Origin of the sequence: Streptomyces sp. 378 (genome assembly GCF_030124145.1) — a bacterium.
Lineage (GTDB): Bacteria > Actinomycetota > Actinomycetes > Streptomycetales > Streptomycetaceae > Streptomyces.
This window is the reverse complement of sequence record NZ_JASKMS010000003.1, coordinates 1-14,907: the sequence shown is the minus strand read 5'-3', so window position 1 is coordinate 14,907 and position 14,907 is coordinate 1. Positions and strand designations below refer to the sequence as shown.

Genomic DNA, 14,907 nt, shown 5'->3' with positions numbered 1-14,907 from the left:
TCCCGGCGGCGGTCCGCCGAGGGGCAACCGCTCGGACGCACCGGGGCTCGCGCTCCCTCACAGGCACCGGGGTGCCGCCGCGTGCATCGCATCGAAGGTGATCACGGCCCCGGCACACCATCGGCCCCACCGACGTGAACACCGCAGACCGCCCGCGCACGACGGCGGGTCCGGCCGTGGGGCGGCACTCGGACACGTGCTGCCCCGGCAGGCCCGCCCGGTCGTCCGGCCCCGGCCCGCCGCGGAGACCGCCTCGCCGGCCCCTCAGAGAGGCGTCGCCGCGTGCAGGATGAGGACCATGGTCACGGCCGAGTTCGCGGACGACATCGCCGAGACGGCCGTCCCCGCGGCAGCCCCCCACACCGCCAGCCCCACCGATGTGAACGCCGGGGGCCAGTGGTGTCCGGTGGGGGCCGGGCCGAGCAGTGCCGCCACCCGGCGCGGTACCGGCCCGGGAGCGGCGAGTCCCGCGAGTGTGGGCAGCGGCGTGCCCCGTGAGACGAGGGCGGCCCTGCCGATCGCCCTCGCCACCGTGCGGCGGCTGCCGACCACCCGGGCCGCCTCCTCGTCCGCCCACCGCTCCGCCGTGTACGCCACGGCGGTGCGCAGCGGCCGCAGGAACGGATTGGCCCGGGCCGCGAGCTGCACGGCGAGCAGGTACCGGTCGTGCCGTGCGGCGAGGTGGGCCCGCTCGTGGGCGAACAGGGCCCGCCGCTCGGCCGGCCGCAGCCCGTCCAGCAGGGCCGTGGTCACCACGACACGGCCACGCCGTCCCCTCCCGTCGGCGCCGGCACCCGGCCCGGTGCCGCCCCATCGCCCCCCGGGCGGCAGCGCGTACGCGTAGGGCACGGCGTCGGGCAACACCGCCACCTCGGTCCCCCGCAGCCCGGACAGGGCGAGATGCGCCTGACGGCGTACCCGCCCGTGCCGCCGCACCGTCCGCACGCAGGCGGCGACCACCGCGCACAGCGCGGGAATCGCGGCCTTGCCCACGACCTCGTCGTAGGGCACCGCCGCCCGCACCTCGGGATCGGACCAGCCGTCGGGCAACGGGTTGCCGGGGAGCTGTGCGGTGCCGACCACCATCACCAGCGCCAGACACACCGTGCTGCACAGGGCCAGCACCACGGCCAGCGCCGTCAGCAGCCGCGTCGCGGTGCGCGGATGCAGATGCTGTTCGGCGAGACGCGCGACCGGCCAGGCCGTGAGCGGAAGGACGAGCGGCAGAAAGACGAAGACCCCCATCAGGTGTCAGTCTTCCCCTGGGCTCTGCGCCTGGTCCAGCAGGTCACGCAGCAGTTTCTCCTCGTCCGGGCCGAGGCCGGTGACGAAGCTGGCCAGGACGGCGCCCCGGTCGCTCTCGGCGTCCAGCACCTTGCGCATCTTGCGAGCGGCCAGGCCCGCCTGGTCCGAGGCGGGTGTCCAGGCGAAGGACCGGCCGATCCGCTCCCGGGTCACCGCGCCCTTGCCCAGCAGGCGGGTCAGGATGGTGATCACCGTCGTGTAGGCGAGGTCGCCGCCGAGGCGTTCCTGCACCCAGCCGGCCGTGGCCGGGCCGTCCGCCTCCCGCAGCGCCGACAGCACCAGCGCCTCCAGCTCACCCTGTCCCCGCCGGGGACGCTGCCCGGGATCCGTCACCACCCTGCCTCCTGTTCGCCGCCCTGCACTGCCCGTTCGGACATCGTATAGATCCGCCGGTCCGAACCCATGCACTTCTACATTGTTGTAGATTTCAGAGTGGTGTCCGCACCGCACACGTCAGCGCTCAAGAAGGAGTACCCCGTGGGAGTTTCCCTGTCCAAGGGCGGCAACGTCTCGCTCAGCAAGGAGGCGCCCGGCCTCACCGCCGTCCTGGTCGGCCTCGGCTGGGACGTGCGCACCACCACCGGCACCGACTACGACCTCGACGCCTCCGCCCTGCTCCTCGACGCCTCCGGCAAGGTCCCCTCGGACCAGCACTTCATCTTCTACAACAACCTGAAGAGCCCGGACGGTTCGGTCGAACACACCGGTGACAACCTCACCGGTGAGGGCGAGGGCGACGACGAGTCCGTCAAGGTGAACCTCGCCGCCGTGCCGGCGGAGATCGACAAGATCGTGTTCCCGGTGTCCATCCACGACGCCGAGAACCGCGGTCAGAGCTTCGGGCAGGTCCGCAACGCCTTCATCCGGGTCGTGAACCAGGCGGGCGGTCAGGAGATCGCCCGCTACGACCTGTCCGAGGACGCCTCCACCGAGACCGCGATGGTCTTCGGCGAGCTGTACCGGCACGGCGCCGAGTGGAAGTTCCGCGCCGTCGGCCAGGGATACGCCTCGGGTCTGGCCGGTATCGCCTCCGACTTCGGCGTCAACGTCTGACAGGTGCCGCCGGTCGTCGGGTCCGCCGCGTGCCGGCGCACCCGGCGGCCGCTTCAGCGACGACCGGGAGACCATGTGGCCGAACCGTCCCGCCTCCGCCCGGAGGACCGCGCGGACTTCGAAGCCGTACTGCACCACGCGATGAACACCACGGACCTACGCGGCGCCCTGGGCGCCGACGCGGCCGGCCGGGTGGCAGCCCACCTGCGCGCCCACGCGCTCGCCCAGGCCGACGACATCGCCACGGCGGCCGACGAGCCGTACCGCTCCTATCTCGCCGTGCGCAGGGCCGCCCGGCGCGAGGCGCGGAGCCTGCGCGGGCCGGGCAGGCTGCTGCCGGCCCTCGCGGTGCTCACACCGCTCGTGTCCGGCACGTCCGCCGCCGCGCTGCTGCTGCTCGGCGGTCTGCTGCACCTCGCCGGCGCCCTCGGCCCGTTGCCCGGCTCGCTCGTCGCGGCCGGCTGGACCCTGGCGCCGGTGGCGGCCCTGTCCGGTCTCGTCACCCTGGCCGCCGTGCTGCACACGGCCCCGCGCCGGCGCGGCGCGCCCCCCGCCGCCGACCAGGTGGAGCACGCCCGGCTGGTCTGGCGGCAGGAGCTGCTCGACCGCGGGATGCTGCCGCACCTGCGCCGGCACCTGATGCCGCATCCCGAGACGGCGATCACGCCGTGCTCCCCGCCCGATACGCTCACGCCGTGCCCGGCCCGGGCGAGAGAGGACAGGACACCATGTTCGGACTGAGCGAGCTCGCGATCATTCTCGTAGTCGTCATAGCCGTCATCGGAGTGAAGAAGCTCCCCGAGCTGACCCGCTCGGCCGGCAAGGCGGCCCGCATCCTCAAGGCCGAGGCCCGAGCGGCCAAGGACGAGGAGGCCGGCACGGCCCCGGCTCCGAAGGTGGTCCGGGGCGAGGTCGTCCCGCCGGGCACCGGCACGACCCCGCCCGGCGCCCGGGCGGCGGACGCCCCGGACCACCCCTGATCCCGCCCCGTGACTACAGCGTGCGCTCCAGACGGTTGGACACCAGCCTGACAAAGCGCGCCGGATCCTTGGGCTGACCGCCCTCGGCGAGCACCGCCAGGGTGTGCAGCAGCTCGGCGGACTCGGCGAGCTCCGTACGGTCCTCACTCGCCTGGTACGCCTGGTGCAGGCCCTTGACCAGCGGGTGGCCGGGGTTGAGCTCCAGGATCCGCTTGGTCCGCGGCACCTCCTGACCCATCGCCCGGTACATGTTCTCCAGGGCCGGGGTCAGGTCGTGCGCGTCGGAGACGACGCAGGCCGGGGAGACGGTGAGCCGTGTCGAGAGTCGGACGTCCTTGATGTCCTCGTCGAGCTGCTCCCGCATCCAGCCCAGCAGCCCGGCGTACTCCTCGGCCTGCTTCTCCCGCTCCTCGCCGGCCTTCTCCTCGCCCTCGGCGTCGAGGTCGATCTCGCCCTTGGCGACGGACCGCAGCTTCTTGCCCTCGTACTCGCCGACGGCGTCGACCCACACCTCGTCGACGGCGTCCGTGAGCAGCAGGACCTCGATGCCCTTGTCCCGGAACGCCTCCATGTGCGGGGAGTTCTCGATGCTCTGCCGGGACTCGCCGGTGATGTAGTAGACGTCGTTCTGGCCGTCCTTCATCCGCTCCACGTACTGCGCGAGGGTGGTCGGCTCCTCGTCGGAGTGCGTGGTCGCGAACGAGGAGACGGCGAGGATGGCGTCGCGGTTGTCGGAGTCGGTGACCAGGCCCTCCTTCAGGGCGGTGCCGAACTCGCGCCAGAACGTGGCGTAGCGCTCGGCGTCCCCGGTCATGAGTTCCTTGACCGTGGACAGGACCTTCTTGGTCAGCCGGCGCTGCATCATCCGGATGTGCCGGTCCTGCTGGAGGATCTCGCGGGAGACGTTGAGCGAGAGGTCCTGTGCGTCGACGACGCCCTTGACGAAGCGCAGGTACGGCGGAAGCAGCGCCTCACAGTCGTCCATGATGAAGACGCGCTTCACATACAGCTGGACACCGCGCTTGAAGTCCCGGGTGAACAGGTCGTGCGGGGCATGCGAGGGGACGAAGAGCAGCGCCTGGTACTCGAAGGTGCCCTCGGCCTGGAGCCGGATCGTCTCCAGCGGGTCGCGCCAGTCGTGGCTGATGTGCTTGTACAGCTCGTGGTACTCGTCGTCGGAGACCTCGTCGCGCGAGCGCGCCCACAGGGCCTTCATGGAGTTCAGCGTCTCGGGCTCGGGCGCGTCCTCCCCGTCCTTCGCCCGCGGGACCATCCGGACGGGCCAGGTGATGAAGTCCGAGTAGCGCTTGACGATCTCCCGGATGGTCCACTCCGAGGTGTAGTCGTGCAGCTGGTTCTCGGGGTCGGCGGGCTTGAGGTGCAGGGTGACGGACGTGCCCTGCGGCGCGTCGTCGACCCTCTCCAGCGTGTACGTGGCCTCGCCGCGCGACGTCCAGCGGGTCCCCTGGCCCTCGCCGGTGCGGCGGGTCACCAGCGTCACCTCGTCGGCCACCATGAATCCGGAGTAGAAGCCGACACCGAACTGGCCGATGAGTCCCTCGGCCCCGGCCGCGTCCTTGGCCTCCTTCAGCTCCTGGAGGAACGTGGCCGTCCCGGAGTTGGCGATGGTGCCGATGAGCCGTCCGACCTCGTCGTACGACATGCCGATGCCGTTGTCCCGCACCGTGAGGGTGCGGGACTCCTTGTCGACGTCGAGCTCGATGTGCAGGTCCGACACATCGGCGTCGAGCGAGTCGTCCCGCAGCTTCTCCAGACGCAGCTTGTCGAGCGCGTCGGAGGCGTTGGAGACGAGTTCCCGCAGGAAGACATCCTTGTTCGAGTAGACCGAGTGGATCATCAGCTGGAGCAGCTGACGTGCCTCTACCTGGAACTCAAACGTTTCGGTCGTCATGGTGTGCGCATACCTCGCAGGTCCCACAGTCGCCTGAACTGGTGCCAGCCACTCTAAAACACCAAGTCAGGCCGTGGCACCGGATGTCAGACGAGGTGCGCGAAGACCACCAGGTTCTCGGTGTAGTCCCGGGCCTGACGGTCGTAGTCACCCGAGCAGGTGATGAGCCGGACCTGGGCCTCCGCCGTGTCGCCGTACACACGGTCGTTGGGGAAGGCGTCCTTGTCGAACGACTCCGCGGCGTCCACGACGAAGGTCGCCTTGACTCCGTCGGCCCGCACCACCTGGAACCGGTCGCCCTTCTTCAGCACGCTGAGCCCGGCGAACACGGCAGGGGAGGTCGCGGTGTCCACGTGCCCGGCGATGATCGCGGTACCGGCCTCACCGGGCGTGTGCCCCTTGGCGTGCCAGCCGACGAGGTTGGTGTCGTCCGGCGGCGGTGGCTCCAGTTGCCCCGAAGGGCCGATGGCGAGGTCGGTGAAGGGCGCGTCGACCGAGATCTTGGGGATGATCAGACGGACCGGCCGGGAGGGCGGCAGGTGCGGGCCGGCCGCCGCGTCGGCGGACCGGTGCGGCGCCGCGGACGTGTTCGGCGTGTCGGGCAGTTCGGGTACGGCCGAGGCGGCCGACAGGGCGGACGGTGCGTGCGGCGGGCCGGCGTCGGGCGACGCGCCCCGGCCGCCGACCATGCTCACGGTCAGGGCGAGGGCTGCAGCCGCCCAGAGCACCGTCACCACGGTACGGAGTCGCCGCCTCGACGGTTCGGGCCCGGGGTCGGGAAGAGCGGGGGGACTGGCTGCCATCAGGGACCACCTCATTCGAGCACGGCAGCGGGCACGGCACGGCACGCGGGAGGACGAGCCGGGCCGCCGCGACGTGAGGGGCACGCGCGGCGGCCACGGCGGCATGCGGTCGGGTTCCGGTCAGACGGCACCCTGCGAGGCCCGCTGACGTCGCAGCGCGTACAGGCCCGTGCCGGCCACCGCCAGCACCGCCAGACCGCCGGCCGTCACGCCCGGCCCCGAGGCCAGCCCGCCGCCACCGGTGTGCATCCCGCCGTGCGGCTTGTCGTGCTTGCCGTGCTTGCCCTCCTTGCCCTCCTTGCCGCCCCAGTCGCCCTTGTCGCCGGAGCCCATCCCTTCCTGCTTGTCGCCCCAGCCGCCCTCGCCGTCCTTGTACGTGTCCGGGTCGTGCTTGGGGTTGTCCCAGTCGTCGTTCGAGTTCACGGCCGCCAGGGCACCGCCGCCGGTGTGCATCCCGCCGTGCGGCTTGTCGTGCTTGTCGTGCTTGCCCTCCCAGCCCTTCTCGTGCCCGTCGTCGTTCGAGTTCACGGCCGCCAGGGCACCGCCGCCGGTGTGCATCCCGCCGTGCGGCTTGTCGTGCTTGTCGTGCTTGCCCTCCCAGCCCTTCTCGTGCCCGTCGTCGTTCGAGTTCACGGCCGCCAGGGCACCGCCGCCGGTGTGCATCCCGCCGTGCGGCTTACCGTGCTCCTCGTGCTTGCCCTCCCAGCCCTTCTCCTGCCCGTCGTCCTTGCCGTGCTCCTCGTGCTTGCCCTTTTCCTTGCCCTCTTCCTTGCCCTCTTCGTGGCCCTGGTCGCCGGAGGTGTCCTTGCCGTGCTCCGAGGGTTCCCGGTCGTTGTCCGAGGTCAGCGCGGCCAGCGCACCTCCGCCGGTGTGTACGCCGCCACGCGGCGCGTGGTGGTCGCCGTCCTTGTGGTGCTCCTTGCTGTAGGAGTTGTTGTCGTGGTCCCAGTCACCCATCGCCTCGGCGTAGGCGGCGGGTGCGGCGATCGCGAGGGCGGCCGTGGCGGTGGCCGTCGCGAGCAGCATGCGGGCAGAGCGCATCGGTGAGTCCTTCCGTCGCGAGCCGGGCAGCTGACGCCTTGCCAGCTCACGAGACCCGGCCTCGACGTGAACCACCGTCAGTCAGACCGGGCCGTCCCACCATCCGAGGCGTTCACACGGGTTACTACGCCACCCTGACGGCGGCATACCGCGGGTCCGGACGCCTTCGGAGGGGCCCGGAGACCCGCCCGCGTCAGCGCCGCCCGAACCGCCGGTTCGTCATGCGGGCCGGGTCCGGATCGGCCAGCTGGGCCGCCATGCCGACGAGGACCAGCCCGCCCGCGATGAGCAGCCCCTGGGCCAGGACGATGCCCGAGCCCAGTACGGCCACGCCGAGTCCCAGTCCCCACCAGGCTCCGGTTCTGCGGTACTCCCGTGGCCGGGCGGGGCGACCGGATCGCAGGGCCCGGGTGAACCGGGGATCCTCCCGTTCGAGTCGTGCTTCGAGATCGGCCAGACGCCGGTCTTCGGACTGCGGCACGGCTTCTCCTTCCCGGAAACCCGAGCGCTTCGAGGCAGGGCACGGCCGAGGCCATGACAAGTCCTGGGGTGTCGGGCCCTGTGACGGTGCGCAGGGAGACGGGCCGCCGATGCGGCGGTACGGCCCTCTCACCAGGGCTTCGGCTTCTCCCCCCTCCAGCGGCTTCCACCATGGGGCCCCACCCTCATCCTTCCCGGTGGCCGCGCTGTCCGAACGCGCGTCCGCGAGAGGGGTGTTCTGTCCGAGGAGGGGTGCTGTCACGGACCGAGCGGGCCGGGGACCGGCCGCCTCCTACCGCTCGGCCCTCGGCTGGCCGGGGAGAGGGGCGACCCCCATCCTCGACGAGGCCCGGCCCGTCACACCTGCCGGTGGTCGATGCCCAGCAGGCTCGCTGCCGCCCGGAAGTCGGCCGTATGGCGGCCGACCGTCACGGACCAGTGGTGGCCGACGCCCGTGGCGCTCCAGGCGTCGACCCATTCTCCGGGGTCGCGGCCGAAGTCGACGCGGCTGGTGGTGTTGCCGATCTCCAGCAGCGGCCCCGGTACGACGGTGCCCTCGGAGGTGACGAACGACAGGCTGCCGTCGGCGTCCTGACCGAGGCCGAGCAGGGTCACGGGCCCGTGCCGGACGTCGCACTCGACACTCACGCCCCAGCCGCGCTTGCCGTGGTAGACGCCGAGGCCGCGCAGCAGCGGGGCGCGGGCGCCGACCGACAGGTGGGCCGGGCCGTCGTGGCCCATCTCCACCACGCCGTCCTCGAAATCGAGGGCCTGGATCTCGGTGAAGGAGCCTCCGGCGCCGATGCTCTGGGATGCCAACTGGGCCACCGACGTCCGCAGTTCGTACTCGCCGGCCGCGGGCACGCCCCGGGCGGTGAGCAGGGAGGCGCCGAGGATCATGCCGGCCCCGAGCCGCTCGTGCAGTTCGCCGTCGAGGCCGCGGTGGTAGTAGGCGAGGCTGTCGAGCTCGAAGTCCGCGACCAGACGGTCCAGGGCGACGGACACGGTCGCGCCCCAGGCGAAGTCCTCCTCCCGCACGCTCTCGTCGAGGGTGAAGATCTGCCGGGCGAGCGCCATCCGTTCCCGGGTCTCCGTCTCGGTCACCCGTTCCACGCGGTGCCTCAGGTCGTCGAACTCCAGCACCTCCACGTGCGAGCCGAACGTGGTGGCCAGCAGTGTCGGATCGGTCTGCACGTCGAGCATGCCCGGATACACGTGCCCCATGAGGCCGTGCCGGGCGTGCCGGAGCGCGGCACGGATGTGCGCGGCCCGGATCCACTGCTCGATACGACGCCAGGCGGACTCCTGCCGCAGCCAGCCCGACACCGACCGGAAGGGGAGGCCGGCCCGCCGGAAGACGTTGCCGACCTCCGGGACGGGGCACTGTCCGCAGTAGGCCAGCCAGGCCCCGGTGTCGAAGGAGGCGTGGTCCATCTTCTGGGACGGCTGGAGGTCGATGACCAGCACCGGTGTGTGCGAACGCTGGGCGATCGGCAGCACCATCGACGAGGTGAGGTATGTCGTCAGGAACAGCACGATCAGATCGCAGTCGGCCCTGCGCAGTTCCTCGGCGGCGCGGGCGCCTTCCTGTGCGTCGGAGACGAACCCGGCGTCGGTCACCTCCGCGTCCATCTCCCGGAGGCGGTCGGCGACATGGGCGGCCGACTCCTTGAGCTGTGGGAGGAGGCCCGGGAACTGCGGCCAGTAGGTCCCGAGTCCGCCGGCGACCAGCCCGATCCGGGTGCGGCGCCGGGTGACCGGCGGCGGCAGGTCACGCAGGGCGGCGGCTCGTACTGCCGTGTGATCCGCGGTCGTTGCCATAATCAGTGCTCCTTGTCGGGATGGTCGGCGGGCCAGGTGCTGGGGACGCGCGGCTCCGCCGCGTCGCGCACCGCGCTCGCGGAACGGGGGATCAGGACACGGATGATGAACACGCCCGCCGACGCCGCCGCCGTCATGCAGGCGGTGATCGTCCAGAGCAGGACGGACGGGCTGTGGTCGGCGAGGGCGGGGGTGAAGAACGCGGCGACCGCGAAGACGCCCCGGGACAGGGCGTAGGTGAGGCCCTGGGTGGTGGCTCGGGTGTCGGCGGGCAGTGTGAGCTGCGACCACACCTTGTAGTTGGCCTCTCCGGCGAAGGGGTTGGAGAGCTGGTAGAGCACGAAGAAGACGAGCATGCCGACAAGTGCGCCCGCGGTCAGGGAGGCGATGACGAAGGCGAGGATCTGCACCACCGCGGCCACGTGGAACAGCCGGTCGCGCCAGGGGCTGTCGGCGACGCGCACGAAGGCGAAGGTCAGCAGCACACCGATCGGGATGAACGCCAGGTTGATCCCGGTGGCCAGGCTCTGCGAGGCGTCGCTCACGGTGACGAGCAGATAGGTGCCGAACTGTCCGAAGGTGTTGGCCCCGAGACCCCAGGTCACGTAGAAGACGAACGTCGCGGCCATCGGGAGCAGGGCGGCGCGGGCCCACACGCTGGTCGGTGCGGGGTCCGCCGGGGCCGTCTCCGGGCCGGGCTCCGCGAGCTCGTCGGGCAGTCGCAGCCGGGACCGCAGGGCCCAGGTGACGAGGGCGGCGACGGCCAGTTGCCCGGTGATGAGCCGGGCCCCGGTCATGCCCGTGGTGGACAGGACGAAGCCGAGGAAGACGGCGACGGCGATGCCCAGCATCCACATGACCTGCGTGAACGCCACGAGTCTGCCACGGGCCCAGGAGGGCGCCGCGTCCGAGACCACGGCGAGGGACGTCGGCAGGTCGGCGCCGGCCGCGAGCCCCGCGACGAGGACGCCGATCAGCAGGGTGACGTCGTCCGGCGCGAGTGTGATGACGAGGGCGCCGAGCGCGAAGCAGAAGATGTCCCAGTTGTAGACGCGGCGGCGGCCGAAGAGGTCGGCGAGGCGTCCCCCGACGAGGGATCCGACGGCGATGCAGCCGGTGACGATGGCGCTGATCGCCCCGGCCATCCACACGCCCATGGAGTAACTGTCGCGGTAGATGCCGAGGTTGACGGCGATGCTCACGATCAGCCCGGCGTCGAGGTAGGAGGCCATGCCCGACAGGGCGGCGGCCTTCCATAGCGGTGCGGGGATGGGGCGGGTACCGGCCATGATGCGACTCCGTCGTCTGGTGACATCGCGGTTCCGGGGGCCTGGTCGCAGCGAGGATAGGGCGAGAAAAACGTTGCAACAAGGCGTCGCACACGTGTGGGTGAGTTGAGGCCGGGTTCCCAGGGCCGTCCCGGGATATGGCGTGACCGCTCCAGCTCGCTTACGGTGAAGGTGGTCTCAAAACGTTTTAGGGGAAGGACCGCGTCCGTGCTCTCCCCCGCGCTTCGGCAGCTGTTCGAGAACCCGCCCCGCGACTTCGGCCCCACTCCCCTGTGGTGGTGGTCGGGTGCCAAGGTCACCCGCGAGCGACTCGCCTGGCAGTTGCGGGCGTTCGCGGAGGGCGGGGTGCACAACCTGGTCGTCATCAATATGGCACCGGCCGGGCCCACGTTCGGGGCACCGGCCGACGATCCGGCGTGGTTCGGCGAGGAGTGGTGGGCACGCTTCACCGACACCTGCGAGATGGCGGCGGAGCTGGGCACCCGGCTGTGGTTCTACGACCAGATCGGGTTCTCCGGAGCCAATGTGCAGGGCGGTGTGACCCGGCGTCATCCCGAGGCGGCCGGACTGGCGCTGCGCTGCCGTGACGTCCGCGTCTGCCGGGGCTCGGTCGCTCTGGGGGATGCCGAGACTCCCCTGGCCGCGTACGCCCCGGGGGGCCGGCGTCTCGACCTCTCCGTCGACGGGCGGATCGCCGCTCCCGACGGGAGCGAGGCGCGGCTCGTCACGGCCGTGCCGACGGCGTTCGACTATCTGGACCCGCACGCCGTGGGCCTGTTGATGGACGCGGTCCACCACGCGTACGACCGCCGCGTGCCGGAGTACCTCGGCACCGTCATCGCGGGCAGCTTCCAGGACGAGCTGCCCGGCACCAACGCCTGGAGCCGTCGTTTCGCCGACGAGTTCCGCGCCCGGCGCGGCTACGACCTGCTCGACCACTTGCCGGCCCTGTTCGGCACGGACGCCGGCGTGCCGGAGGGGAAGGTCCGCGCCGACTACTACGCGGTCCGCGCGCAGTTGACGGAGGAGGCCCTGTTCCGGCCGCTCGCCGACTGGCACCGCGAGCGCGGCCTGCTGCTGGGCAGCGACCAGAGCCACCCCGCCCGCGCGGGCTACCCGGCCCAGTCGACGCAGATCTACACGGACTACTTCCGCACCCACCGCTGGTACGGCGCGGCGGGCAGCGACCACCACGGCGACGCCAAGGTGCACTCCTCCATGGCCCACCTCTACGGCCACGAACGCGTCTGGATCGAGGCGTTCCACTCCTCGGGCTGGGGCGGCACGCTGGAGGACACCTACGACTGGCTGCTGCCGTTCCTGCGCAGCGGCGCCAACCTCTACAACCCGCATGCCAGTTACTTCGGCACGGCGGGCGGCTGGTTCGAGTGGGCGCCGCCGTCCACCGACTGGCGCCAGCCCTACTGGAAGCAGTACCCGGCGTTCTCCCGGGCCGTGGCCCGGATCTGCTCGATCATGTCGTGGGGCGGCTACGCGGCCGAGGTGGCGGTGCTGCACCCCACCGCCACCATGCAGGCCCTCGTCCCGCTGGACGCGCCGGTACGGCACTTCGGCGACGGGCGGCTGGGCGGGGGCCACGGACGGGCCGACGAGACACAGCGGCACTACCTGGACCTGTGCGGCACCAACAACTGGCTCGGGCCGCATGCCGGTGCGCTGGACCGGCGCGGCATCTCCTTCGACGTCGTCGACGACGACTCGGTGCGGCGCGCCAGGGCCGCGGACGGCGCCCTGCGGATCCGGGACCTGGCGTATCACGCGGTGCTGCTGCCCTCGGCGAGCGTGCTGGAGGAGGCGACGGCACGGCGACTGGCCGCACTGCTGGACGCGGGAGGGCGGGTCGTGGTCGTGGGCCGACCGCCCGCCACGGCCGCCGGCCGGTCCGGTGACGACACGGTCGTGGCGGCCCTGCTGGCCCATCCCCGGCTGGAGCGGGTGGGCGACCCCGAGGCCGGCGCCGAGGCGGTGGCCGACGCGGCCGGGCACGCGACGGGTGAGGTACCGCTGCTCGTCCGCCGCAGGGGGGACGAGGCGGTGGCACTGGTCACGGCCGCCTTCCCGGAGATCGGCGCGCATCCGCTCCGGCCGTGCGGCCCTGCTCGCGAGCCCGTTCGCACCTCGTCCGTCACCGTCCGGGCGCGCGTCGCGGAGGCCGAGGTCTGGAACCCGGCGACCGGCTCGCGCTCCCCGGCCCGCGTCACTGTGTCCGACGGCGGCGCCCGGTCGACCATTGAGGTGCCGCTGGACGGGGCTCCCGCGGCCCTGGTCGTCTGGCGGGAGGGCCGTCCGACGCCGACGCCTTCCCCGGCGGGGAGGGCGGTCCGGGTGCTCGACCTCTCGGCCGGCTGGCAGGGCAGGTTGGTCCCCACGATGGACAACACCTGGGGCGATCTGGCGCTGCCCGCCGGAACCTCCGTGGAGGAGCCACAGATCTGGACCATGGAGTGGACCGGGGGTGGGGCGTGGCAGCGGGCCCGCGTCACCTACGGCAATCGGGTCCGGGTCCTGCCTCCGGTGCCGCTCGATCGGGTTCCCGAGCCGCTGGACGCGGCGTGTGCACAGCGGGTCCTGGCCGGTGAACTCCCCCTTGTGCCACCGGAGTCCGGCTGGGACGTCGCGGTGTACTCGTCGAGCCGGGGCATCCCGGACCAGGGCGGGTTGCTGGGCCTGAAGGGTCTGGTGAACGAGGAGTTCGTACGCGTCCCCGTGCCGGGCGGCGCGACGGCCGCCCGGGTGCGGACGATCGTCGAGACCGGCCGCCGGGGGCTCGCCGAACTGCACGTCGGCGCGGAGGCGGTCAAGCGGGTGTGGTGGAACGGGGAACCGCTGGATCTGGACGGCGGCGGCTACGTCGTCTCCGCCCGGGTCACCGTGGTCCGCGACCGCAACGTCCTGGAGTACGAACTGTCGGGCGCCCAGGACCGGCCCTCGACGATCTCGGCCGCCGCAGGCACGCCGCTCGGCAGCTTCTTCTGCCTGACCGAGCCGGGCGGGTTCGGGCCGCGCCCACGGTTCATGCGCCCGCCCGACGGGGTCCGGCCCGACGGCCGGGTCGGCTATCGCGCCCGGTTGCGGATCCCGGCCGGGGACGCGCGGACGGTGCTCGTCGTGGGTGCCGCCTCGGCGGTGACCGTGCTGCTCGACGGGGAGGTGGTGGCGCGCCAGGAGAAGGCGGAGTACTACGCGGCGGACTGGGGCGCCGTGCCCGTGTTCTTCCGTCACGAGCCGCGGATCGGGGCGGGCGCGCACACGCTGGAGGTTGTGGCCGACAGCGCCGATGTCCGGGACGCGGTGTTCGTCGACCTGGTGGCACGGTCGGGGTCCGGGGTGACGTCCCTGGTCAGCGGTGCCGGCTGGGAGGCCGAGACGGGCGCGTGGCGGGGCCGGACCGTCGAGGACGAGCGCAGGCGGGGCGAGTTGCAGCACTGCCACGCCGCGGTACGGCCGCACCCGCTGCCGGACACCGCATGGCTCAACGGCCGTCCGGTGCCCGGCGGGACGGTGTGGCCGTCGCGTTCCACCGATGACGTCCACCTGGCGCCGCAGCGGTTCCGGTTCACCGTTCCGTCGGGGACGGTGTCGCTGGAGCTGCCGTTGGCGCTGCACGCGCGGGTGCGGGTGGGGGGTGGAGAGGAACGTGCCCTGACAGGCGAGCGGCTGGCCCTCCGGGAACCCCTCCCGGAGCCCACCGCGGTCGAGGTGGTCACCGAGCCCACGGCGGTGCTGCGGGGCGGCTCCGCCTGGCGGGGGCCGGTACGGGTGCGGACCGTGCCCGCACCGCTGGCGCTGGGCGACTGGCGCGAGCGGGGACTGGGCGGCTGGAGCGGGGGTGTGACGTATGCGCGGGTGGTGGAGGTGCCGCCCGGGTGCGATCCGGTGCTGGATCTCGGGCGGGTGCGGGGCAGCGTGGAGGTGTCGGTCGACGGGGAGTTCGCCGGTGAGGCGTTCTGCGCGCCCTACCGCTTCCCGTTGCGCGGTGCCGCCGGGCGTACCGTCCGGCTGGAGGTGACGGTCCGGGGCACGCTGGCGCCGTATCTCGCGGAGGCCACCCCGACCGCCTGGGCCTTCGCGTCCCAGTTGTCCTCGGGGCTCTTCGGTCCGGTGACGCTGCGGATCCCGACCGACTCGCCCCTGGTCGGCTAGGCCGCTTCTGATGGATCTCCGTGGGAGAAGGAGCGGCGTTCGGTGCGTGCTCTGGGGGT

12 protein-coding genes are annotated in these 14,907 nt (G+C 72.4%); 4 read left to right on the top strand and 8 right to left on the bottom strand.

The features are described 5' to 3' along the window. Positions 1-264: 264 nt before the first annotated feature. The gene (locus tag QNO09_RS05195) at positions 265-1,245 is read right to left on the bottom strand and encodes a M56 family metallopeptidase (RefSeq protein ID WP_283968861.1); all 981 of its coding nucleotides are present in this window, start codon (positions 1,243-1,245) and stop codon (positions 265-267) included. 6 nt (positions 1,246-1,251) lie between these two features. Beyond that, positions 1,252-1,638 carry a BlaI/MecI/CopY family transcriptional regulator gene (locus QNO09_RS05190; protein ID WP_283968860.1) on the bottom strand — a complete coding sequence of 129 codons (387 nt, stop codon included), beginning with the start codon at positions 1,636-1,638 and terminating at the stop codon, positions 1,252-1,254. 144 nt (positions 1,639-1,782) lie between these two features. On the opposite strand from QNO09_RS05190, the gene QNO09_RS05185 reads away from it, so the two are divergent. The 3 genes from QNO09_RS05185 (at position 1,783) to QNO09_RS05175 (ending at position 3,338) form a co-directional block, all read left to right on the top strand. Continuing rightward, positions 1,783-2,358 (top strand): TerD family protein, encoded by a 576-nt coding sequence (locus QNO09_RS05185; protein ID WP_283968859.1) that lies wholly within the window; start codon positions 1,783-1,785, stop codon positions 2,356-2,358. Positions 2,359-2,433: 75 nt separating this feature from the next. After that, entirely contained in the window at positions 2,434-3,099 is a 666-nt protein-coding gene (locus tag QNO09_RS05180) for a hypothetical protein (RefSeq protein ID WP_283968858.1), read from the top strand. Next, positions 3,087-3,338: a twin-arginine translocase TatA/TatE family subunit gene (locus QNO09_RS05175; RefSeq protein ID WP_283968857.1), complete on the top strand. Its 252-nt coding sequence runs from the start codon at positions 3,087-3,089 to the stop codon at positions 3,336-3,338. Before QNO09_RS05180 ends, QNO09_RS05175 begins: the two co-directional genes overlap by 13 nt. A 13-nt stretch (positions 3,339-3,351) precedes the next feature. Here the strand turns inward: QNO09_RS05175 and htpG are convergent, their stop codons facing one another. The 6 genes from htpG to QNO09_RS05145 form a co-directional block, all read right to left on the bottom strand. Beyond that, positions 3,352-5,250 carry a molecular chaperone HtpG gene (htpG, locus tag QNO09_RS05170; RefSeq protein WP_283968856.1) on the bottom strand — a complete coding sequence of 633 codons (1,899 nt, stop codon included), beginning with the start codon at positions 5,248-5,250 and terminating at the stop codon, positions 3,352-3,354. Positions 5,251-5,336: 86 nt separating this feature from the next. After that, positions 5,337-6,053, bottom strand: a complete 717-nt coding sequence (locus QNO09_RS05165; protein WP_451522632.1) for a class F sortase — start codon at positions 6,051-6,053, stop codon at positions 5,337-5,339. Positions 6,054-6,173: 120 nt separating this feature from the next. After that, positions 6,174-7,094: a hypothetical protein gene (locus QNO09_RS05160; RefSeq protein WP_283968854.1), complete on the bottom strand. Its 921-nt coding sequence runs from the start codon at positions 7,092-7,094 to the stop codon at positions 6,174-6,176. A gap of 193 nt (positions 7,095-7,287) precedes the next feature. After that, the gene (locus tag QNO09_RS05155; RefSeq protein ID WP_283968853.1) at positions 7,288-7,575 is read right to left on the bottom strand and encodes a DUF3040 domain-containing protein; all 288 of its coding nucleotides are present in this window, start codon (positions 7,573-7,575) and stop codon (positions 7,288-7,290) included. A gap of 356 nt (positions 7,576-7,931) precedes the next feature. Continuing rightward, the gene (locus tag QNO09_RS05150) at positions 7,932-9,395 is read right to left on the bottom strand and encodes an L-fucose/L-arabinose isomerase family protein (RefSeq protein ID WP_283968852.1); all 1,464 of its coding nucleotides are present in this window, start codon (positions 9,393-9,395) and stop codon (positions 7,932-7,934) included. Between the two features lie 2 nt (positions 9,396-9,397). Then, positions 9,398-10,684, bottom strand: coding sequence for an MFS transporter (locus QNO09_RS05145; RefSeq protein WP_283968851.1), 1,287 nt, complete (start codon positions 10,682-10,684; stop codon positions 9,398-9,400). Positions 10,685-10,891: 207 nt separating this feature from the next. On the opposite strand from QNO09_RS05145, the gene QNO09_RS05140 reads away from it, so the two are divergent. Beyond that, positions 10,892-14,848: a glycosyl hydrolase gene (locus QNO09_RS05140; protein ID WP_283968850.1), complete on the top strand. Its 3,957-nt coding sequence runs from the start codon at positions 10,892-10,894 to the stop codon at positions 14,846-14,848. Positions 14,849-14,907: the final 59 nt, after the last annotated feature.